Annotated in this window: 19 protein-coding genes; 13 read left to right on the top strand and 6 right to left on the bottom strand. The window is 59.3% G+C overall.

Annotation, left to right across the window (positions count from 1 at the left end; translation table 11 throughout):
* Positions 1 to 230: 230 nt before the first annotated feature.
* Both GBC55_RS24810 and GBC55_RS24805 read right to left on the bottom strand, forming a co-directional pair.
* Positions 231 to 1,724, bottom strand: a complete 1,494-nt coding sequence (locus GBC55_RS24810; protein ID WP_162440117.1) for a CoA-acylating methylmalonate-semialdehyde dehydrogenase — start codon at positions 1,722 to 1,724, stop codon at positions 231 to 233.
* A gap of 70 nt (positions 1,725 to 1,794) precedes the next feature.
* The gene (locus GBC55_RS24805) at positions 1,795 to 3,144 is read right to left on the bottom strand and encodes an aspartate aminotransferase family protein (RefSeq protein ID WP_162440116.1); all 1,350 of its coding nucleotides are present in this window, start codon (positions 3,142 to 3,144) and stop codon (positions 1,795 to 1,797) included.
* 141 nt (positions 3,145 to 3,285) lie between these two features.
* Between GBC55_RS24805 and GBC55_RS24800 the strand changes: the two genes are divergently transcribed.
* From GBC55_RS24800 to GBC55_RS24770, 7 genes are all read left to right on the top strand, one after another.
* Positions 3,286 to 4,206 carry a LysR family transcriptional regulator gene (locus tag GBC55_RS24800; protein WP_162440115.1) on the top strand — a complete coding sequence of 307 codons (921 nt, stop codon included), beginning with the start codon at positions 3,286 to 3,288 and terminating at the stop codon, positions 4,204 to 4,206.
* Positions 4,207 to 4,330: 124 nt separating this feature from the next.
* On the top strand, positions 4,331 to 5,725 hold the full coding sequence (locus GBC55_RS24795) for a nucleobase:cation symporter-2 family protein (protein WP_162440114.1): 1,395 nt from the start codon (positions 4,331 to 4,333) through the stop codon (positions 5,723 to 5,725).
* Positions 5,726 to 5,812: 87 nt separating this feature from the next.
* Positions 5,813 to 6,463 carry a TetR/AcrR family transcriptional regulator gene (locus GBC55_RS24790; RefSeq protein WP_162440113.1) on the top strand — a complete coding sequence of 217 codons (651 nt, stop codon included), beginning with the start codon at positions 5,813 to 5,815 and terminating at the stop codon, positions 6,461 to 6,463.
* A 7-nt stretch (positions 6,464 to 6,470) separates the two neighbouring features.
* Positions 6,471 to 7,052, top strand: a complete 582-nt coding sequence (locus GBC55_RS24785; protein WP_162440112.1) for a YigZ family protein — start codon at positions 6,471 to 6,473, stop codon at positions 7,050 to 7,052.
* Positions 7,053 to 7,605: 553 nt separating this feature from the next.
* Positions 7,606 to 9,171: an ABC transporter ATP-binding protein gene (locus GBC55_RS24780; protein WP_162440111.1), complete on the top strand. Its 1,566-nt coding sequence runs from the start codon at positions 7,606 to 7,608 to the stop codon at positions 9,169 to 9,171.
* Between the two features lie 11 nt (positions 9,172 to 9,182).
* A complete protein-coding gene (locus GBC55_RS24775) occupies positions 9,183 to 10,289 on the top strand; it encodes an ABC transporter permease (RefSeq protein ID WP_162440110.1) in 1,107 nt (368 codons plus the stop codon).
* Positions 10,289 to 11,215, top strand: coding sequence for an ABC transporter permease (locus tag GBC55_RS24770; RefSeq protein WP_162440109.1), 927 nt, complete (start codon positions 10,289 to 10,291; stop codon positions 11,213 to 11,215). The genes GBC55_RS24775 and GBC55_RS24770 overlap by 1 nt, the downstream gene beginning before the upstream one ends.
* 64 nt (positions 11,216 to 11,279) lie before the next feature.
* Here GBC55_RS24770 and GBC55_RS24765 read toward each other — a convergent pair whose 3' ends face one another.
* The gene (locus GBC55_RS24765; protein WP_162440108.1) at positions 11,280 to 11,720 is read right to left on the bottom strand and encodes a hypothetical protein; all 441 of its coding nucleotides are present in this window, start codon (positions 11,718 to 11,720) and stop codon (positions 11,280 to 11,282) included.
* 83 nt (positions 11,721 to 11,803) lie between these two features.
* On the opposite strand from GBC55_RS24765, the gene GBC55_RS24760 reads away from it, so the two are divergent.
* The 3 genes from GBC55_RS24760 (at position 11,804) to GBC55_RS24750 (ending at position 14,499) form a co-directional block, all read left to right on the top strand.
* Positions 11,804 to 12,169, top strand: coding sequence for a MerR family transcriptional regulator (locus tag GBC55_RS24760; RefSeq protein ID WP_162440118.1), 366 nt, complete (start codon positions 11,804 to 11,806; stop codon positions 12,167 to 12,169).
* A gap of 22 nt (positions 12,170 to 12,191) precedes the next feature.
* A complete protein-coding gene (locus tag GBC55_RS24755) occupies positions 12,192 to 12,878 on the top strand; it encodes an SDR family oxidoreductase (protein WP_162440107.1) in 687 nt (228 codons plus the stop codon).
* 262 nt (positions 12,879 to 13,140) lie between these two features.
* Positions 13,141 to 14,499, top strand: coding sequence for an 8-oxoguanine deaminase (locus tag GBC55_RS24750; protein ID WP_162440106.1), 1,359 nt, complete (start codon positions 13,141 to 13,143; stop codon positions 14,497 to 14,499).
* A 97-nt stretch (positions 14,500 to 14,596) separates the two neighbouring features.
* Here the strand turns inward: GBC55_RS24750 and GBC55_RS24745 are convergent, their stop codons facing one another.
* On the bottom strand, positions 14,597 to 15,688 hold the full coding sequence (locus GBC55_RS24745; protein ID WP_162440105.1) for a calcium:proton antiporter: 1,092 nt from the start codon (positions 15,686 to 15,688) through the stop codon (positions 14,597 to 14,599).
* Between the two features lie 297 nt (positions 15,689 to 15,985).
* Here GBC55_RS24745 and GBC55_RS24740 point away from each other — a divergent pair, with 297 nt between their 5' ends.
* The 3 genes from GBC55_RS24740 to GBC55_RS24730 all read left to right on the top strand — a co-directional run bounded on the left by GBC55_RS24740 (position 15,986) and on the right by GBC55_RS24730 (position 19,197).
* Positions 15,986 to 17,068, top strand: a complete 1,083-nt coding sequence (locus tag GBC55_RS24740) for a BMP family ABC transporter substrate-binding protein (protein WP_162440104.1) — start codon at positions 15,986 to 15,988, stop codon at positions 17,066 to 17,068.
* 127 nt (positions 17,069 to 17,195) lie between these two features.
* Positions 17,196 to 18,161, top strand: a complete 966-nt coding sequence (locus GBC55_RS24735) for a 2-oxoglutarate and iron-dependent oxygenase domain-containing protein (protein WP_162440103.1) — start codon at positions 17,196 to 17,198, stop codon at positions 18,159 to 18,161.
* 82 nt (positions 18,162 to 18,243) lie between these two features.
* On the top strand, positions 18,244 to 19,197 hold the full coding sequence (locus tag GBC55_RS24730; protein WP_162440102.1) for an adenosine deaminase: 954 nt from the start codon (positions 18,244 to 18,246) through the stop codon (positions 19,195 to 19,197).
* A gap of 228 nt (positions 19,198 to 19,425) precedes the next feature.
* Here the strand turns inward: GBC55_RS24730 and GBC55_RS24725 are convergent, their stop codons facing one another.
* Positions 19,426 to 20,160, bottom strand: a complete 735-nt coding sequence (locus GBC55_RS24725) for a helix-turn-helix transcriptional regulator (protein ID WP_162440101.1) — start codon at positions 20,158 to 20,160, stop codon at positions 19,426 to 19,428.
* Between the two features lie 233 nt (positions 20,161 to 20,393).
* Entirely contained in the window at positions 20,394 to 21,323 is a 930-nt protein-coding gene (locus tag GBC55_RS24720) for a LysR family transcriptional regulator (protein WP_162440100.1), read from the bottom strand.
* Positions 21,324 to 21,354 lie beyond the last annotated feature (31 nt).

Genomic DNA, 21,354 nt, shown 5'->3' with positions numbered 1-21,354 from the left:
TCTTTTTCAACTCCTTTCGCGCTTCGATGACCTGAAGCAACTCACTGCCGAAAACTGCGTAACTCTTTGTTTACCAAGGAGTTTTCCGTTTCGACTGCGCCGGAAGTGGGGCGAATTATAGACATCCAGAATCTGCCGTCAACCTCTAATTTCATAAATCTGTCACAAAGGTCAAAAAAGCCCCGAAAACAAGAAGGCCGCCCTATAAAGGCGGCCTTCTTCCCTTCTACTTACAAGCTAGGAAATGCGAACTGCGAAGCTTCATGACTCGCACGTTGCGGCCAGCGCTGCGTAATGGCCTTGCGACGGGTATAGAAGCGCACCCCATCCGGACCATAAGCGTGCAGGTCACCAAACAACGAACGCTTCCAGCCACCAAAGCTGTGATACGCAACCGGAACTGGCAGCGGCACGTTGACGCCGACCATACCGACTTCGATCTCATCGCAGAACAACCGCGCCGCTTCCCCATCACGGGTGAAGATGCAGGTGCCGTTGCCATACTCGTGATCATTGATCAGCTGCATTGCCTCTTCCAGGCTGTTGACGCGGACGACACACAGCACTGGCCCAAAGATCTCTTCTTTATAGATACGCATCTCTGGCGTGACGTTGTCGAACAGGCAGCCACCCAGGAAGAACCCTTCTTCATGGCCAGCCACACTCAGGCCGCGACCATCGACCACCAGCGTGGCGCCGGCAGCAACGCCGTCATCCACATAACCGCCGACTTTGTCCCGCGCCTGCCCCGTGACCAGCGGCCCCATGTCCAGACCGCAAGAAGTACCTGCACCGATTTTCAGTGCCTTGATCTGCGGTACCAGCTTGGCCACCAGCGCATCTGCTACCTGATCGCCCACACACACGGCCACCGAGATCGCCATGCAACGCTCGCCACAAGAACCGTAGGCAGCGCCCATCAACGCGCTGACCGCGTTATCCAGATCCGCATCCGGCATCAATACCGCGTGATTCTTCGCGCCGCCCAGGGCCTGTACGCGCTTGCCGCGCTTGGTGCCCTCGGCATAGATGTACTCGGCAATCGGCGTCGAACCGACAAAGCTCAGCGCCTTGACTTCCGGCGCTTCGATCAGCGCGTCCACTGCCGACTTGTCGCCATGCACCACGCTCATCACACCTTTTGGCAGACCGGCTTCCAGCAACAACTGCGCGATCAGCAATGTGGAGCTCGGATCACGCTCGGACGGCTTGAGGATGAAGCAGTTACCGCAGACGATCGCCAACGGATACATCCAGAGCGGCACCATCGCCGGGAAGTTGAAGGGCGTGATACCCGCGACCACACCCAGCGGCTGGAAATCCGACCACGCATCAATGTTCGGGCCGACGTTACGGCTGTACTCGCCCTTGAGGATTTCCGGAGCGGCACAGGCGAACTCGACGTTCTCGATACCGCGCTTCAGTTCACCTGCAGCGTCTTCAAGTGTCTTGCCGTGCTCTTCGCTGATCAGCTGGGAAATACGCGCTTCGTTCTGTTCCAGCAATTGCTTGAAGCGAAACATCACTTGGGCACGTTTCGCCGGTGGCGTATTGCGCCAGGCCGGGAATGCAGCCTTGGCAGCGTCGATCGCCTGTTGAATGGTTTCGCGGCTGGCCAATGGCACTTTATGAATGGGCTGACCGGTCGACGGGTTGAACACGTCAGCAGTGCGACCGTTGTCGGTCACCAGCTCACCATTGATCAAATGCGGGATAAGGCTCATGCGGGGCTCCTGAAAATTGTCCACAAGCGCCCTGCTCAGGGCGCCCTCTCTATATAGATAGCGTTTGGAATCAGTCGATCTTGTTCAGCACTTCGCCGACCGCATCGAACAAACGATCAAGGTCCTGCGGTTTGCTATTGAATGTTGGGCCGAACTGCAAAGTGTCGCCGCCAAAGCGTACGTAGAACCCTGCCTTCCACAATGCCATGCCCGCTTCGAACGGACGCACGATGGCATCTCCGTCACGCGGAGCGATCTGGATCGCACCGGCCAGGCCGTAGTTGCGAATGTCGATAACGTTCTTCGACCCCTTCAGACCGTGTAGCGCATTCTCGAAATGCGGCGCCACTTCGGCCACGCTCTGCACCAGGTTTTCTTTCTGCAGCAGATCGAGTGCCGCCAGGCCAGCGGCACAGGCCACCGGGTGTGCGGAATACGTGTAGCCGTGCGGAAACTCGACCGCGTACTCAGGCGTCGCCTGATTCATGAAGGTCTGGTAGATCTCGGAACTGGCAATCACCGCACCCATCGGGATCGCGCCGTTGGTGACTTGCTTGGCGATGCACATCAGATCCGGGGTCACGCCGAAGCTGTCAGCACCAAACATGGAACCGGTGCGACCGAAACCGGTGATCACTTCATCGAACACCAGAAGAATATTGTGCTGATCGCAGATCTCGCGGAGGCGCTTGAGGTAACCCTCTGGCGGAACCAGCACACCAGCGGAACCGGCCATCGGCTCGACAAACACTGCAGCGATGTTAGAAGCGTCATGCAGTTCGATCAGCTTCAACAGCTCATCCGCCAGAGCGATACCGCCCTCTTTCGGCATACCACGGGAATAGGCATTGCTCGCCAGCAGCGTGTGCGGCAGATGATCGACATCCATCATCGCCTGACCAAACATTTTGCGGTTGCCGTTCACACCGCCAAGGCTGGTACCGGCGATGTTCACACCGTGATAACCACGCGCACGGCCGATCATCTTCGTCTTGGTGGCCTGGCCTTTCAGGCGCCAGTAAGCGCGAACCATCTTCACGGCCGTATCCGCACACTCGGAGCCCGAGTCCGTAAAGAACACGTGATTCAGATTGCCCGGCGTCAGATCAGTGATCTTTTCAGCGAGCTGGAACGACAGCGGGTGGCCGTACTGGAAGCCCGGCGAGTAATCAAGAGTGCCCAGTTGTTTGGCAACTGCTTCCTGAATCTCTTTGCGGGTGTGCCCTGCGCCGCATGTCCACAGACCGGACAGCGAGTCATACACCTTGCGGCCCTTGTCGTCAGTCAGCCAACTGCCCTCAGCGGCAACGATCAGTCGCGGATCACGCTGGAAGTTACGGTTGGCGGTGTAAGGCATCCAGTGAGCATCGAGCTTCAACTGGCTGGCCAGGGAAGACTGAGCGTTTTCAGGCATGTTCATGAGCAAAACCTCGCAGGGCAATAAGCGGCATAGAGATCAAAAAGCGTTCTTGCAGCTAAATTGCCACGAGGATAAAGTCTGTGAAATCCAACTTTTCTAACGTTCAGTCTGACCCACACTAAACTTTGAGTAATTAACAGCATGAGCACTCGCCGCCCCGATCCTCTGGCGCAAGTCAGCGACTTTGATATCCGACTGCTGAGGATTTTTCGTAGCGTGGTGGAGTGCGGCGGCTTCTCTGCCGCGGAGTCAGTGCTGGGCATCGGCCGTTCAGCCATCAGCCAGCAAATGAGCGACCTGGAACAGCGCCTCGGACTGCGCCTGTGCCAACGCGGTCGTGCAGGCTTTTCCCTGACCGAAGAAGGTCGGGAGGTCTATCAATCCGCGTTGCAGCTATTAAGTGCACTGGAAAGTTTTCGCACCGAGGTCAACGGCCTGCATCAGCATTTGCGTGGCGAATTGACCATCGGGCTGACCGACAACCTCGTCACCCTCCCCCACATGCGCATTACCCACGCCCTTGCACAACTGAAGGAACGTGGCCCCGACGTGCAGATCCAGATCCGCATGATCGCGCCCAACGAAGTCGAACAAGGTGTACTCGACGGTCGTCTGCATGTCGGCGTGGTGCCCCAAGCCAGCGCACTGTCGGGACTGGAATATCAGCCGCTCTACAGCGAGCGCTCCCTGCTTTATTGCGCGGTCGGCCACCCGTTGTTTTACGTCGACGACAAACAACTGGACGACGAACGCCTAAATAGCCAGGACGCCATCGCCCCCACCTTCCGTTTACCCGCCGACATCCAGGCCCATTACCAGGCGCTTAACTGCACCGCCAGCGCGTCCGACCGTGAAGGCATGGCCTTCCTGATCCTGACCGGGCGCTACATCGGCTATCTGCCAGACCACTACGCTGCCCTGTGGGTGCAACAAGGCCGGTTGCGAGCATTGAAGCCCAAAGCACGCTTCTATGACCTGAGTCTCGCATCGGTCACACGCAAGGGCCGCCGCCCCCATTTAGTGCTCGAAAGCTTTCTGGAAAGCCTGGCCGCAACAAGATGAAAAATCACCAAAGCGGCGTATTAAAAGGCCTGCAGGCCTTACAACGCAAAATATCTTGAGCACTTGGACAGCTTTTTGCAGGGCATGAGAACCGTCATCCCCGCTAAAAAGAAGACCAACGCCCATGCAGCCAGAATCCTCAAGCCCCAGCGATTTGATCTATGGCCTCAACGACCGTCCGAAGCCACTCGCCGCTATCCTCGCCGCCCTGCAACACGTGCTCGCCAGTTTTGTCGGCATCATTACCCCGCCGCTGGTCATCGGTTCAACGCTGGGACTCACCGCCCACTTGCCCTACCTGATCAGCATGGCGTTGATGGTGTCGGGGGTAGGAACCTTCATTCAGGCACGCAGGCCGTTTGGCATCGGGGCCGGCATGATCTGCTTGCAAGGCACCAGCTTTGCGTTCCTGGGCGCTGTGTTGTCGGCAGGATTTCTGGTCAAACAGCGCGGTGGCAGCCCGGAAGATATCCTGGCGATGATTTTCGGGGTGTGCTTCTTTGGCGCCGTGGTGCAGATAGTCCTGAGCCGCTTCATCGGCCAATTGCGCCGGGTAATCACGCCATTGGTGACCGGGATCGTGATTACGCTGATCGGCATCAGCCTCATCAAGGTCGGCATCACCGATCTGGGTGGCGGTTTCAACGCCGCGGACTTCGGGGCGCCGGGCAATCTCGCCCTTGGCGTATTCGTGCTGTTGACGATCATTTTGCTCAACCGTTCGAACACCCCCTGGATCCGACTCTCTGCCATTATCATCGGCCTGGTACTTGGCAGCCTGGCTGCCTGGTTCAGCGGAAAACTGGTGCCGCAGCCATTGCCTGACGTGCCGCTGATCAGTCTCCCAATCCCATTCAAGTTCGGCTTCAACTTCGACTGGAGCGCGTTCCTGCCAGTCGCACTTATCTACCTGATCAGCACCATCGAAACCGTCGGCGACCTGACAGCCAATTGCATGCTCGCGCGCCAGCCCATCACGGGGCCTTCCTATATCAATCGGTTGAAGGGAGGCGTGCTCGGTGACGGCGTCAGTTGCGTCATCGCCGCCACGTTCAGCGCGTTCCCCAACACCACGTTCGCGCAGAACAACGGTGTGATTCAGCTCACCGGCGTGGCCAGCCGTTACGTCGGGTTATACATCGGTGCAGTGCTGTTCTGTCTCGGGTTGTTTCCCCTGATAGGCGCGGTGCTGCAGCAAATCCCCAAACCGGTGCTCGGCGGTGCAACGCTGGTGATGTTTGGCAGCGTCGCGGCCGCCGGCGTACGTATCCTTGCCCAGGCACCGCTGGACCGACGCAGCATGTTGATCATTGCCACGTCCTTCGGAGTGGGCTTGGGCATCGCGGCGCAACCCAACCTTTTGCACCTGATGCCCAAGCTCGTACAGAACCTGTTCGATTCGGCGATCACCAGCGGAGGTCTGACCGCGATTCTGATGTGCCTTCTGCTCCCTGAAACCAAAACAAGCCCGGCTGCAGTCAATCAGGCACTGAACGCCGAGCCGATCGAGCAGGTGTAGCGCTTTTATCGTGACAGGACTTGTCTGATACACGTGGGTGCGCTATCAACGCACTGGTTGCACCCACCTATCAGTTCGGAAGTGCCTATGACCTTTGAAGTCCCAGCCCACGGCGGAAAACCCGCCAGCCGCATTCGTCAAAAGAACGAAGAGACCATCATCAAAGCCGCTGAAGACGAATTCGCGCGTCACGGTTTCAAAGGCACCAGCATGAACACCATCGCCCTGAATGCCGGATTGCCAAAAGCGAACCTGCATTACTACTTCACCAATAAGCTTGGTTTGTACGTCGCGGTGCTGAGCAACATCATCGAACTGTGGGATAGCACCTTCAACACCCTGACAGCCGAGGATGATCCCGCCGAGGCGCTGACGCGGTACATTCGCGCGAAGATGGAGTTCTCGCGACGTCAGCCGCAGGCCTCGCGGATCTTCGCGATGGAAGTCATCAGTGGTGGCGAATGCCTGACCGAGTACTTCAATCAGGACTACCGTGCCTGGTTCCAGGGCCGTGCCGCGGTGTTCCAGGCGTGGATCGATGCAGGCAAAATGGACCCCGTCGACCCGGTCAACCTGATCTTTCTCCTGTGGGGCAGCACCCAGCATTACGCTGACTTCGCCACGCAGATCTGCCGCGTTAGCGGGCGCTCCAAGTTGACCAAGCAGGACATGGAAGACGCCGGCAACAACCTGATCCGCATCATCCTCAAGGGCTGCGGCCTCACGCCCACTATTTAAGACACCTATGCCTTTTACCCTCAGCGGTTTTTGCGAATACCGCGAAGAGATTCGCAAAAGTCGCTTCATCACCTTCGCCGCACCGATCGGCAGCCCGGCTGAAGCCCAGGCATTCATCGAGCAGCATAGCGACGTGAATGCCACGCATAACTGCTGGGCGTGGAAGCTTGGCGATCAATACCGCAGCACCGATGACGGCGAACCGGGTGGCACAGCGGGTCGTCCGATTTTGGCCGCCATCGACGCACAGGACTGTGATCAGGTCGTGGTGTTGGTAATTCGCTGGTACGGCGGAATTCAACTCGGCACCGGCGGCCTCGCACGGGCGTATGGCGGCGGGGCAAACAAATGCCTGCAAAACGCACCGAAAGTCGAGTTGATCAGCCGGGTACCTCTGAGTTGTGCCTGTGGGTTCGCCGAGCTGCCATTGGTGAAACTTCGTGTGGCAGAGCTGGGAGGCCTGGTGACCGAGGAGACATTCACCGCTAATGGCGTAGAGCTGCAATTGGCGGTGGGTGAAGCCCAGATTGATACCCTTCAAACGCTGCTGGCAGATCTCAGTCGCGGGCGCATTTTGTTGCAACGTTAAGACGCTCAGAGGAGCGCAGCCTGCGATCTTTTGGAGCATCGCCCAATTCTCATGCTCCCAACACTTGCCCACATCTACTGTGCATCCGGCTGTGGATAACCTGAGCACACTCGGCTGTAACCCTTCTGTCATGCGGCTTTGCGGGCTTTGTACATTTTTTGCCCAATCCGCCATGAAAACAAACAAATCAATTTAAAAACAATCAGTTAGCGTCGTATATCGCCGTTAGAAGAAAGCCGGTGAATGCTTATGCCCGTCGCGGGAGCTTGCGCACAAATACTGTGGAGCATTCTGTGGATAACCCGTTCATGCCTGTCGCTGCCCCATATCCTGCATGGCTTGCGGCGCGTTGCTCGTTTTTTGACCAGCCAAACCAGGGCAAAAACAGGGCTTGCTCAATGGTGCCGCCCTCAAGTAGTGCCGGACCAATACACAATCTCGCTCGAAGTACCGTCCTCAAGACCTCTACCCTGAGTGTTTTCGACTTTTCCTGACTCAATGGCCAGGAAATTGCTTTATCCACAGGCATAACTCCAATCGACCCGAGCCTGTCATGCCCAACCCCGTGCCGATCCCCGACCCAACACACCGCCTGCAGATGCGCAAAATCTCCAAGCGTTATCCCGGTTGCCTGGCCAACGACGCCATCGACCTCAGCATCGATCCGGGCGAAATCCACGCCCTGCTCGGCGAGAATGGCGCGGGCAAAAGTACTCTGATGAAGATTATTTATGGCGTCACCCAGGCCGATTCGGGAGAGATCATCTGGCAAGGTCAGCGGGTGAACATGCGCAATCCTGGCCAGGCCCGGAGTTTGGGAATCGGCATGGTGTTCCAGCATTTTTCGTTGTTTGAAACCCTGACCGTGGCACAAAACATTGCCCTGGCCATGGGCGGCGCGGCCGGTACGCCGAAACAGCTCGAACCCAAAATCCGTGAAGTATCCCAGCGCTATGGCATGGCGCTGGAACCCGAGCGACTTGTCCACAGCCTGTCCATCGGGGAACGGCAACGGGTGGAGATCATTCGCTGCCTGATGCAGGACATCCGCCTGCTGATTCTCGATGAACCGACTTCCGTGCTGACACCTCAAGAGGCCGACGATTTGTTCGTCACTTTGCGGCGCCTGGCGTCGGAAGGCTGCAGCATTCTGTTTATCAGCCACAAGCTCAGTGAAGTGCGCGCGTTGTGCCACAGCGCCACGGTGTTACGCGGCGGTCGAGTGGCCGGGCATTGCGTGCCGAACGAATGCTCCGATCAGCAACTGGCGCGGTTGATGGTCGGAGAAACCGCCGAGCTGATCACCGATTACCCAAAGGCCATGGGCGGTGATGTCTTTCTCAACGTGAAGGGGGTGTCCTGGCACAATCCGGACCCGTTTGGTTGCTCGCTCAAGGCCATCAATCTTGAAGTGCACGGCGGTGAAATCGTCGGCATCGCCGGTGTCGCCGGCAATGGCCAGGATGAGTTGCTCGCCTTGCTCAGTGGTGAGCAACGGCTGCACCACAACGACGCCGACAGGATCTGTTTCGGCGGCCAACCCGTGGCCCATCTGCGACCCGATGCGCGACGCAAACTCGGTCTGGCCTTCGTTCCCGCCGAGCGTCTGGGCCACGGTGCGGTGCCGGAACTCAGCCTGGCCGACAACGCGCTGCTGACCGCCTTCCAACACGGTCTGGTAAGCAACGGCCTGATCCAACGCAGCAAGGTCGAAGCCTTGGCCGAAGAGATCATCCACCGCTTCGGAGTGAAAACTCCCGACACCCAAGCACCGGCGCGCAGCTTGTCCGGCGGCAACCTGCAGAAATTCATTCTCGGCCGGGAAATCCTTCAACAACCGAAATTGCTGATCGCCGCGCACCCGACCTGGGGCGTGGACGTCGGCGCCGCCGCCACCATTCATCGAGCGCTGATTGCCTTGCGCGATGGCGGTGCGGCGATCCTGGTGATCTCCGAAGACCTCGACGAACTGTTCCAGATCAGCGACCGGCTGGGTGCCTTGTGCAGCGGCCAAATGTCGACGCTCAAGGCCACCGCCGACACCCGACTGATCGATGTCGGTCGCTGGATGGCCGGTCAGTTCGACGCCCCTCAATCACCTGCACCCGCAACGGTTTAACGGAGTCACACATGCTGCTTTCTCTAGAACCCCGTGGTCAGCAATCACGCCTGATGCTGTGGTGCTCGCCCTTACTGGCGGCTGTCCTGACGCTGGGCTGTGGCTCGTTGTTGTTCATTGCGCTCGGGCACGACCCATTGCTGACATTGCACACTTTGCTGATCGCGCCCATCAGCGATCTGTATGGCATTTGCGAACTGTTGGTCAAGGCGCTGCCGATTCTGCTCTGTGCCTTGGGCCTGGCGGTGGCGTATCAGGCGCGAATCTGGAACATCGGTGCCGAAGGCCAACTGCTGCTCGGCGCGCTGGCGGGCAGCGCATTGGCGGTGAACATCATTGACTTGCAAAGCCGCTGGGCATTGGTGTTTATCCTGCTCACCGGGACCCTGGCCGGCGCGGCGTGGGCCGGGCTGACCGCGTGGCTGCGCACGCGTTTCAACGCCAACGAAATCCTCACCAGCATCATGCTTAATTACATCGCCCTGAACCTGCTGCTGTTCTGCGTACATGGGCCGCTGAAAGACCCCGCCGGGTTCAACTTCCCGGAGTCGGCCATGTTCGGCGACGCCAGCCGTTTGCCGTTGTTGATGGAGGACGGGCGAGCCCACGCCGGCGTGTATTTCGCGTTGCTCGCACTGGTCGCGGTGTGGGTGCTGCTGCAAAAAAGCTTCGTCGGGTTCCAGATCAAAGTGCTCGGGCTGGACAAGCGTGCTGCCGGATTTGTCGGTTTCCGCGAGAAGCGGCTGATCTGGCTGGCGCTGTTGATCAGCGGCGGTTTAGCAGGGCTCGCCGGCGTCTGTGAAGTCACCGGCCCGATCGGCCAATTGGTGCCGCAGGTCTCCCCCGGTTATGGCTACGCCGCGATCACCGTGGCGTTTCTCGGGCGCTTGAATCCGATCGGCATTCTGTTTTCCAGCCTGCTCATGGCCTTGCTGTACATCGGCGGCGAGAGCGCGCAGATGAGCATGAACCTCCCTCAAGCCATCACCCAATTGTTCCAGGGCATGATGCTGTTTTTCCTGCTGGCCAGTGACGTGCTGATCCTCTACCGACCGCGCTTGAACCTGCGCTGGGCCCGCCGCGCACCCACTACCGTCGTACAAGCAGGAGCGCTGTGATGGATATCGATCTGCTGAGCAATATTTTCTACGCCATGGTCCGTTGCGGTACGCCGCTGCTGTTGGTGGCATTGGGCGAACTCATCTGCGAGAAGAGCGGCGTCCTCAACCTGGGCCAGGAAGGCATGATGCTGTTTGGCGCGGTGATTGGTTTTATTGTCGCGCTGAACAGCGGCAACCTGTGGCTCGGCGTGTTGCTGGCGATGCTTGCCGGGATGCTGTTGTCGTCGCTGTTTGCCGTGGTCGCGCTGGTGTTCAACGCCAATCAGGTGGCTACCGGGTTGGCGCTGACGATCTTTGGCGTGGGCCTGTCGACCTTCGTCGGTGCTGCCTGGGTAGGTAAGCCCCTGGCCGGCTTTGAACCGATCGCGATTCCCTACCTGAGTGAAATCCCGCTGATCGGGCGGATGCTGTTTGCCCAGGATCTGTTGGTGTACCTGTCGTTCGTGCTGTTTGCGCTGGTGGCGTGGGTGATCGTGAAAAGCCGCGTCGGGTTGATCATTCAAGCCGTTGGGGAAAATCCGGATGCCGCCAGCGCCATGGGGTTGCCGGTGCTGGGTGTGCGGACCCTGGCGGTAGTGTTCGGCGGTGCGATGGCGGGATTGGCCGGGGCTTACTTGTCCCTGGCCTACACGCCGATGTGGGCCGAAAACATGAGCGCCGGACGTGGCTGGATTGCTTTGGCGCTCGTGGTTTTCGCCAGTTGGCGGGTCTGGCGTTTGCTGCTCGGGGCTTACCTGTTCGGGCTCGCCAGCATCCTGCACCTGGTGGCGCAGGGGTTGGGGCTGGCGATCCCGTCGAGCCTGCTGGCGATGCTGCCCTACGTCGCGACCATTGTGGTGCTGGTGCTGCTATCGCGGGATGCGGTGCGTACTCGGTTGTACGCGCCGATGTCGTTGGGGCAGCCGTGGCAGGCCGGGCATTAGGGGAGACCCAGTCGAACTCATCGCGGGCAAGCCCGCTCCCACAGTGACCGAGTCAACTCCAGGGCTATCGGTCAACGCAGAATCCTGTGGGAGCAAGGCTTGCACGCGAAGGCGCCTTGACAGGCAACACCTGAGCCACGCCCCACGCCAACTCAAAGACCAAAAAAACCGCTAATAACGCAGTGGCACCATGGAGCAAGGCATACAACTGCCAACCAGCGAACAGGAATCTGCCAACAGCGTCATACCGTCCATACACCTGCTGCGGATCACGAATCCGCAGCACCGCCCACACGCAGACAATCGACCCCAGCAGATTCGCCATCAGCATGTGCATCGGCTCGAACGCCGGCAGCTCCCCGGGCAGATCAAACGCTGCACTCAAACCCGACAACACCCCATGCAATGCAGCAAAACTCCACGGCGTGGCAAACGCGGCGGTCACGATCAGGTCATACCAGGCGCTGCCCCGCACCAATCGAGTGTATTGCGATGAAGTCCACATCAGCCTTGCTCCATAAATTCAGGGAGCAACAAGGCTAAAGCCTGGAGTATGCTCCAGGGTCAAGCCCCTCTCGAGACGTCATGATGCGCATCGGTGAATTAGCCCAGGCCAGCGCGGTCAGTCGTGACACGCTGCGATTTTACGAGCAGCGTGGATTGATCGCCGCACAACGCAGCGCCAACGGCTACCGCGATTACCCCGCAGACATGGTGCAACTGGTGCTCTACATCAAGACGGCCCAACGGCTGGGCTTTACCCTCGGCGAAATCGGCAACAGCGTCGCCGCGTTGTGGCAGTCCCCCGACCCGGACAGCGCCGTCACACAACTGCTGCAGGACAAGCTCAAGCTGATCGAAGCCCGCATGACCGAACTCGGCGCGTTGCGTCACGAGTTACAGCAACGACTCGGGCAACAATGTCCGTTGCAACTGTCCCCGTTAAATCCGTGATTCCCATTCAAAGGAAACCCTCATGACTTCGGCAAAAACCGCACTCATCATCGGCGCCTCACGGGGCCTGGGACTGGGCCTGGTGAAAACCTTGCTGGCCGATGGCTGGCAAGTCACCGCCACCGTACGCAATCCGCAGAACGCCCAGGCATTGCAAGCCTTGGGCAACGTGCGCATCGAAAAACTCGACATGGACGATCAGCAGGCCGTCATCGCCCTCAGCCAACAACTCAAGGGCGATGTGTTTGATCTGTTGTTCGTCAATGCCGGGGTCAAGGGTCCGGATGTTCAGACGCCGGGCGGCGCGACATTGGCCGAAGTCGGCCAGTTGTTCTTCACCAATGCCGTGGCACCGATCAATCTGGCTCAGCGTTTCGCCGGGCAGATTCGTGCGGACAGTGGCGTGCTGGCGTTCATGAGCTCAGTGCTGGGCAGCGTGACCATGCCTGACTCGCCGGACCTGGCGTTGTACAAAGCCAGTAAGGCGGCACTGAACTCCATGACCAACAGCTTTGTGACGCAATTGGGCGATCAGAAACTCACTGTGCTGTCGCTGCATCCAGGTTGGGTCAAGACCGACATGGGCGGCGAAGGCGCTGATATCGATGTAGAAACCAGTACGCGCGGGCTGATCGATCAAGTGAACGCCTACAGCGGCAAGGGCGGGCATCACTTCGTCAATTACAAAGGCGAAACCATTCCCTGGTAACCCCCTGCGCTCACCCCCACCTCCCTGTGGGAGCTGAGCTTGCTCGCGATGGCATCTCCTCGGTATTACCGACAGACCGAGGAGCCAGCATCGCGAACAAGCTTGGCGCCCACAGTTGTTCAACGTCTGGTCGGGACGGGCTTGCCCACAACAGCGTTTTATCCGAAACTCCGCACCTCGCCCCCGCGGCGAACCTGGATCAGCAGACAGGGCAACACTGAGCTGGCAACCCTGAACCCAATTTTCAGAGGAGCCGGCCAACATGCCTGCGACCCGTACCTGGTTAAAAAACCCCCTTGCCATTTTCACTGCCAATGACCTCGATGCCCGTGGCGGTCTGGTGGTGCAAGACGGCGTCATCGTCGAAGTGCTCGGCGCTGGCCAGCAACCTTCCGCGCCCTGTGAGCAGGTCTTCGATGCTCGCGAGCATGTGATCCTGCCGGGCCTGATCAACACCCACCACCACTTCTATCAAACCCTGACCCGTGCCTGGGCACCGGTGGTTAATCAGCCGCTGTTTCCGTGGTTGAAAACCCTCTACCCGGTCTGGGCTCGCCTCACGCCGGAAAAGCTCGCCCTCGCCAGCAAAGTCGCGCTGGCCGAACTGCTGCTGTCTGGCTGCACGACCGCAGCCGATCACCATTACCTGTTTCCGGAAGGGCTGGAAAACGCGATCGACGTGCAAGTCGAGAGTGTTCGCGAACTGGGCATGCGCGCCATGCTGACCCGCGGTTCCATGAGCCTCGGTGAAAAGGACGGTGGCCTGCCGCCGCAGCAGACCGTGCAGCAAGGCGAAGTCATTCTCGACGACAGCCAGCGCCTGATCGCCGCCTACCACGAACGTGGCAACGGCGCGCAAATCCAGATCGCCCTGGCGCCCTGCTCGCCGTTTTCGGTAACCCCGGAAATCATGTCGGCCAGCGCTGAACTGGCGAACAAGCTCGATGTGCGCTTGCACACTCACCTGGCCGAAACCCTCGACGAAGAAGATTTCTGCCTGCAGCGCTTCGGCCTGCGCACCGTGGATTACCTGGACAGCGTCGGCTGGCTCGGCCCGCGCACCTGGCTGGCCCACGGCATTCACTTCAACCCCGATGAAATCGCCCGCCTCGGCGCTGCCGGCACCGGTATCTGCCATTGCCCAAGCTCGAACATGCGCCTGGCTTCCGGCATTTGCCCGACCCTGGACCTGACCGCAGCCGGCGCATTGCTCGGTTTGGGTGTGGATGGTTCTGCGTCCAACGATGCCTCGAACATGATGCTCGAAACCCGTCAGGCGCTGTACATTCAGCGGCTGCGTTATGGCGCTGAGAAGATCACGCCGGAACTGGTTCTGGGCTGGGCAACCAAAGGGTCGGCCAGTTTGCTGGGCCGCACCGACATCGGTGAGCTGGCAGTCGGAAAACAGGCCGATCTGGCGCTGTTCAAGCTGGACGAGCTGCGCTTCTCCGGCAGCCATGACCCGGTTTCAGCGTTGCTGCTGTGCGGCGCGGACCGTGCGGATCGGGTGATGATCGCCGGCAAGTGGCGCGTGATAGACGGGCAGGTCGAGGGGCTGGATCTGAAAGGCTTGATCGCCGATCACAGCCAGGCGGCCCGGCAACTGATTGCCGGCACCTGACCTGAAGCCATCGCGGGCAAGCCTTGCTCCCACAGGCTTTGCACAGGTCCTGAGAACGGCGTCTGACCTGTGGGAGCTGGGCTTGCCCGCGATGCTTTTAAAGCCCCAACAACGACAACATGATGAACGTCGCAAACAGCACAAAGTGCGTCATCCCTTCGATGGCATTGGTTTCGCCATCGTTGAGGTTGATCGCGCTGACGATCAAGGTCAGGAAAATCATCACGGTCTGCACCGGTGTCATCGCCATCTGAAAGGGCTGCCCGGTATAGAGTGCCATCGCTTCCATCACCGGAACGGTCAGGATGACTGTCGACAACGACGCGCCCATGGCGATGTTGACCACTGACTGCATGCGATTGGCCAAGGCCGCGCGCAACGCCGTCAAAATCTCCGGCGCCGCGGAAATCGCCGCCACCAGAATCGCCGTGATCACCGGCGGTGCTCCCGTCCCTTCCAGCCCCAGATCGAGCGTCTTGGACATCACCTCCGCCAGCGCGCCAATCACCACCACGCCGAATACCAATGTGCCGATGGAAGTGGTCAGGCTGACCGGTGCCGGTTCAGTCTCTACCGGCTCTTTGCGGCGACGCTTTTCCGGGTAGCTGTAGCTGAAAAAATAACTGTGCGGCCCGACCTGCATGCGCAGGAACAGCGCATACAGCACGACCATCGCACCGATGGTGAAACCCGAATAAATTTTCCAGTTCGCCTCGGGAATGAACTCCGGCACCACCATCGACACGCCCATGGCGGTAAGAATCATCACGCTATAGCTGCGCGCCGAATCGTCGTTGTAGGACTGCTCACCATGCTTGAGGCCACCCATCAGCGCCGCCAGGCCGAGGATGCCGTTGATGTCGAGCATCACCGCCGAATAAATCGTATCGCGCACCAAAGTCGCCGAGGCTTCGTTTCTCATCATGATGGCCAGGATCACCACTTCCACCAGCACTGCGGCCAGCGTGAGGATCATCGTGCCGTAAGGGTCGCCCACCTTTTCCGCGAGCAGTTCGGCGTGATGGGCGACGCGCATGGAAGCAGCGACGATGAACGCAATCAGCACCAAACCACCGATCAACGCCACGACCTGGCCGCTGTGCAGTAACCAGTGCTCCAGCGGATAAGCGATGAACGCGGCGATCAGGGCCAGCAGCAGAAACTTTTCTTGCTTGAGGAGTGTGAGCATTGCGGGCCTTTTACCGAGTGAAGCGAAACCAGAATGATGAGCTACTGACTGCGGCACGGCGCTAACGTTTCGTTACACCTTAGCGCACCAGTGGATGGCGGCAGTGTCAGGCTCTGCACTTTTATTGGCCAATCGGCCCCCTTCTCGGGCACGCCCGCTCCCACAGGATTTGCGCAGGTCATGTGGGAGCGGGCTTGCCCGCGATAGCCGTTACGCGGTCTTTAGCCATTTGTTGTCTTATTGGTCAGCAATTTGCATTGCACTCGTCAACCTCAAAATAAAATGGAGTTCGAGTTCATGCATAAACGTCCGTTGAAGAAGCTGATGTGCGCCGTTGCCGCAGCCATCGGTCTGAGCACCAGCCTGAGCGCCGCTGCCGTCGAGCCGCTGAAAGTCGGTTTCGTCTATATCGGTCCGATCGGTGACCACGGCTGGACGTATCAGCATGAACAGGGGCGCAAGGCGCTGGCCGAAAAGTTCGGTAACCAGATCACCACCAACTACGTGGAAAACGTCCCCGAAGGCGCCGACGCCGAGCGGGTGATCCGCAACATGGCCAAGGACAAGTACGACCTGATCTTCAGTACCTCTTTCGGCTACATGAACCCGACCCTGAAAGTCGCGAAGCAATTTCCCAAGGTGACCTTCGAACACGCCACGGGGTACAAGCAGGACAAGAACCTCGGCACCTACCTGGCGCGTACCTATGAAGGGCGTTACGTCGGCGGCTTCCTCGCCGCCAAGATGACCAAAAGCAAAAAAATCGGCTACGTCGCGTCCTTTCCGATCCCGGAAGTGATCCGCGACATCAACGCCATCCAGCTGGCCCTGAACAAGTACAACCCCGGCACCGAAATCAAGGTGGTGTGGGTCAACTCCTGGTTCGATCCGGGCAAGGAAGCCGACGCCGCCAACGCCCTGATCGATCAGGGCGTCGACGTGGTGTTCCAGCACACCGACAGCCCGGCGCCGATCCAGGCCGCTGAGCGACGCGGTGTATATGCCGTCGGCTACGCTTCGGACATGGCGCACTTCGGACCGAAAGCGGTGCTGACTTCCATCGTCAATGACTGGGGACCGCACTACATCCAGGCGACGCAAAGTGTGCTCGATCATTCATGGAAATCGCAGGATTACTGGGGCGGCTTGAAGGAAGGCACGGTTGAGCTACCAATCAGCGACCTGGTACCAGCAGCGGTGAAGGCCGAAGCCGAGCAGATCATTGCCGACATCAAGAGCGGCGCCTTCCACCCCTTCACCGGGCCGATCAAGGACCAGGCTGGCACGGAGAAAATCCCGTCCGGCGTGACAGCGACCAATGCCGAGCTGGCTTCAATGAACTACTACGTCGAAGGCATGAAGGCCGACATTCCGAAGTAAAAGAACGCCACCCTGCAGGAGCTGCCGCAGGCTGCGATCTTTTGATTTTGTTTTTTAAGATCAAGATCAAAAGATCGCAGCCTGCGGCAGCTCCTACAAGGACTCGCAACGGTTTCAAGGACTGCGCATGAATCAGCTTCCCATCATCGACATCGCCCCGCTCTACACCGACGATCAATCCGCCTGGCAATCCGTCGCCAGCCAAATCGACCACGCCTGCCGCGAATGGGGCTTTTTCTACATCAAGGGCCACCCGATCAGCCCATCGCGCATAGAAGCCGTGCTCGATAGTGCCAAACAGTTCTTCGCCCTCCCCACTACCGAAAAACTGCAGATCGACATCACCCAGACCCGCCACCACCGCGGCTACGGCGCCATCGCCACCGAGCAACTCGATCCAGGCAGGCCAAGCGACCTCAAAGAAACCTTCGACATGGGCCTGCACCTGCCAGATGACCACCCTGACGTACTGGCAGAAAAACCCTTGCGCGGCCCTAACCGTCACCCCTCGATACCCGGTTGGGAACCCCTTCTGGAGCAACATTACCTCGACATGCAGGCGCTCGCCCAAACCCTGCTGCGGGCCATGACGCTGGCGCTGAACATCGAGTTCGACTTCTTCGACACCCGCTTCAATCAACCCGTCAGCGTATTGCGAATGATCCACTACCCGCCCCGCCACACCGCCAGTTCCGAGGAGCAACAAGGCGCCGGCGCACACACCGATTACGGCTGCATCACCCTGCTGTATCAGGATGCCGCCGGCGGGCTGCAAGTGCGCAACGTCAAAGGCCAGTGGATCGACGCACCGCCTATCGACGGCACGTTCGTGGTCAATCTCGGCGACATGATGGCGCGCTGGAGCAACGACCGTTATCTGTCGACGCCACATCGGGTGATCAGCCCACTGGGTGTGGACCGTTACTCGATGCCGTTCTTCGCCGAACCGCACCCGGACACCGTGATTGAATGCTTGCCCGGCTGCCAGGATGCACAGCAACCCGCTAAATATCCGATCACCACGTGCGCCGAGTTCCTGCTGTCGCGCTTCGCTGACACCTACGCCTATCGCCGGGAGCCGGAAGGGGTGTGATGAACCGGCTGGTCAGGTTTTACCAATTGTTGCCGCGGGCATCTGTAGAATGCCCGGCATCTGCACCTGATGAGAAAAGACTATGTACGACTGGTTGAACGCCCTGCCCAAGGCAGAACTGCACCTGCACCTCGAGGGTTCGCTGGAACCTGAGCTGTTGTTCGCCCTGGCCGAGCGCAACAAGATCGCGCTGCCGTGGAGCGACGTTGAAACCCTGCGCAAGGCGTACGCCTTCAACAACCTTCAAGAGTTTCTCGACCTGTATTACCAGGGCGCTGACGTGCTGCGCACCTCCCAGGATTTCTACGACCTGACCTGGGCGTACCTGTTGCGCTGCAAGGCGCAGAACGTGATTCACACCGAACCGTTCTTCGATCCACAGACCCACACCGACCGTGGCGTGCCATTCGAAGTGGTGCTCAACGGCATCGCCAGCGCACTGAAAGACGGCGAGCAACAACTGGGTATCACCAGCGGTTTGATCCTGAGTTTCCTGCGCCACTTGAGCGAAGAAGAAGCCGAAAAGACCCTCGACCAGGCGTTGCCGTTCCGGGATGCGTTCGTGGCTGTCGGCCTGGACAGCTCGGAAATGGGTCACCCGCCAAGCAAGTTCCAGCGGGTATTCGACCGCGCCCGTCACGAGGGCTTCCTGACCGTGGCCCACGCCGGTGAAGAAGGCCCGCCCGAGTACATTTGGGAAGCCCTCGACTTGCTGAAAATCCAGCGCATCGACCATGGCGTTCGCGCCATTGAAGATGAACGCCTGATGCAGCGGATCATTGACGAGCAGATTCCGCTGACTGTTTGCCCATTGTCGAATACCAAGCTTTGCGTGTTCGATCACATGTCTCAGCACAACATTCTGGACATGCTGGAACGTGGGGTGAAAGTCACCGTGAATTCCGATGACCCGGCGTACTTTGGCGGCTATGTCACCGAGAACTTCCACGCGCTGTACACCGATCTGGGCATGACTCAGGACCAGGCCAAACGCCTGGCTCAGAACAGCCTGGATGCGCGGTTGGTAAAGCCATAAGCCTCACTACACTCCCTTTGTAGGCGTGAGCCTGCTCGCGATGAGGCCATTACATTCAACCTGTCAGTTGACTGATAATCCACCATCGCGAGCAGGCTCGCTCCTATAGGGTATGTAGGTCAGTCGAGGACAACAGCCTCACTCAACGCCTCCAGTGTCTTCCCTCAAGTCTCCATCCCGAACACCCACACTGGTTTTCACCGCCCCGAACATCGCCGTGATCGCGGTTCAAACAGCCATTTCCAGCTCGGTTTCCCTCGCAAAACGATGGATTTCACGCTGTCCCGTTACCGTCACCAGCAACGCGGGTGAATCGTTCGGCAGGCTCAGCCATCCGGACTGCATGAACAGCTGCAACAACGCCGCACCCAGTGGACCGCCCATGTGCGGACGTCGCTCGCTCCAGTCAGGGCATGCGCAGGCGACTTTACCGTTGTGATGAGTCAGTGCCTGAATGTACACACCGCGCAAGGCCAGCTGTGTCGCGCCCTTGTGCGTGATGGACACTCGCTGATCGTGTTGCTCGATCCAGCCGGCATCCACGAGACGCTGATACAAATCGGCGGCCAGGGTACCGCCCAAATGTTCCTCGCAAAGCCTTGCGCGCAACAATGGCGAAGGCACTGCCTGGGGTTTGGCCACAGGTACCGAGCGTTTGAAAACATCTGGAATGGGCTGAGGAGTGCTGGCCAGCGTGGCGCTGGCCAAGGCCTGGACCGCGGCGCCGACTTCCGGCGCTGCAAGACGGAAAAACCGCTTGCGTCCACGAACCTCGACTTTCAACAGACCTCCGGCAGACAACCGCCCCAAATGGGCATTGGCTGAAGAGGGCGACAGGCCGGCCAGAAGCGCCAGGTCTTCGGCCTGGCGTGCGGAACCGTCCATCAAGGCCCACATCATTGCGCTGCGCTTGGGGTCAGCCAGCAACGTGGCAATCTGGCTGATGCAAGGTGCATGTTCCATTTATTCACTCCCTGTTGAATCGTTTGTCGACTGCTCGCAGACATCTTGACCCTTATTGTTTTCTCGGCCAAGGCGTCGAAAACACCCTGCTCCGGGGCAACTTCGGCCACCCGCGTACGCCATGTCCGACAAAAGGGGGATGCAAGTATAAGCAGGTGGGACGCCACTTCCTGTCGTCCCGGAAACCCTGGGTGGTGATAGTTCCTGTGGGAAGTTTCTCTATTTAACTGCGACTAATGTTCACCTGCGGCAAAAGTCGGAAATTGCCCGCTCAACGTGCCGCATCGACTGGCAAGCATTTCTCGCAAAAGGTTCACGGGCTTACTCAGTTGTGCGCGATGAGCGCACAACAGGTTCAGCGGCGCACGCTCACAGGTCAGCTCCGGCATCAGCAGCTTCAGACGACCGGCCAATACATCCGCCGCCACATCGAGCCAGGATTTATAGGCAATTCCCGCTCCCGCCACTGCCCACAGACGCACGACATCGGCATCATCGCTGAAACGATCACCACTGACCGTCAGCCCGACTTCGCGTCTGCCGTCATGAAAACTCCAGTGATCGTGAACCCGGCTGCCAAGCATGAAAAGCAGGCAATTGTGCTGAGCCAGTTGCTCGAGTTGACGAGGCTCGCCATGTCGGGCGAGGTAATCCGGCGCGGCGCACAGTACACGGCGGTTATGGGGGGCGATGGGCAGCGCCACCAGACTGGAGTCTTCCGGCTCGCCATAACGCAGGGCGATGTCCACCGGCTGGCGGAACAGGTCGGCGATACGGTCTCCCAACAACAAGCGCACCGTGAGCTTCGGATGTTCGCGCTGGAACTCGTCGAGCCAGGGCAGCAACAGGTTGCGGCCGAAGTCCGACGGTGCCGACAGCTGCAAAATGCCGCTGACCTGATCCTGGCCGCTGGCCAACAAACGCCGCCCCTCATCGAGATTGCTCAGGGCGGCACGGGCGTACTCGAGAAAACCTTCACCTTCGGCCGTCAGGCGCAGGCTGCGCGTTGAACGAGCCAGCAAGCGGGCACCCAGCTGCTGTTCGATCCGCTTCAAGGCAGCACTGGCCACCGCTGCCGACATGTCCATTACACGCGCCGCCGCCGAAAGGCTGCCCAGATCCGCCGCCCGGACGAACAACTGCAAGTCATCGAAACGCAGCATTTCTCCACCGATTATCAAAAAAATATTGAAA

The organism is Pseudomonas sp. TNT3 (genome assembly GCF_010095445.2).
Classification (GTDB): domain Bacteria; phylum Pseudomonadota; class Gammaproteobacteria; order Pseudomonadales; family Pseudomonadaceae; genus Aquipseudomonas.
Note: the sequence above shows the minus strand (reverse complement) of the source record. Positions and strands in the feature narration are given on the sequence as shown.